Origin of the sequence: Pseudoalteromonas nanhaiensis (genome assembly GCF_051235485.1) — a bacterium.
GTDB classification, from domain to species: domain Bacteria; phylum Pseudomonadota; class Gammaproteobacteria; order Enterobacterales; family Alteromonadaceae; genus Pseudoalteromonas; species Pseudoalteromonas lipolytica_C.
This window is the reverse complement of the sequence record NZ_JBPNYQ010000062.1, coordinates 1-842: the sequence shown is the minus strand read 5'-3', so window position 1 is coordinate 842 and position 842 is coordinate 1. Positions and strand designations below refer to the sequence as shown.

The following is an 842-nucleotide window of genomic DNA, read 5'->3' as shown; positions in this document are numbered from 1 at the left end:
AAATTCGGAATTCTGATATCAAGTAAATGTCTACTTTAGTGTCTTAACTTCTGTCTGTTACGCTGTCATAAAACGCGTTTGGCGTTGTATGGTTAAGCCTCACGGGTAATTAGTACAGGTTAGCTTAATGGCTCGCACCACTTCCACACCCTGCCTATCAACGTTGTAGTCTTCAACGGCCCTTCAGAGACTTTAAAAGTCTAGTGAGAACTCATCTCGAGGCCTGCTTCGCGCTTAGATGCTTTCAGCGCTTATCAGTTCCGAACGTAGCTACCGGGCAGTGCCATTGGCATGACAACCCGAACACCAGCGGTTCGTTCACTCCGGTCCTCTCGTACTAGGAGCAACCCCTCTCAATTCTCAAACGCCCACGGCAGATAGGGACCGAACTGTCTCACGACGTTCTAAACCCAGCTCGCGTACCACTTTAAATGGCGAACAGCCATACCCTTGGGACCGACTTCAGCCCCAGGATGTGATGAGCCGACATCGAGGTGCCAAACACCGCCGTCGATATGAACTCTTGGGCGGTATCAGCCTGTTATCCCCGGAGTACCTTTTATCCGTTGAGCGATGGCCCTTCCATTCAGAACCACCGGATCACTATGACCTACTTTCGTACCTGCTCGACGTGTCTGTCTCGCAGTTAAGCTGGCTTCTACCATTACACTAACCGTACGATGTCCGACCGTACTTAGCCAACCTTCGTGCTCCTCCGTTACTCTTTGGGAGGAGACCGCCCCAGTCAAACTACCCACCAGGCACTGTCCGTAACCCCGATTAGGGGCCAACGTTAGAACATCAACACTACAAGGGTGGTATTTCAAGGACGGCTCCACAAA

1 rRNA gene is annotated in these 842 nt (G+C 51.2%); it reads right to left on the bottom strand.

The annotated features are described in order from the left end of the window. Positions 1-88 precede the first annotated feature (88 nt). A 23S ribosomal RNA gene (locus ACSFVZ_RS20470) occupies positions 89-842 on the bottom strand; the annotation flags it as partial.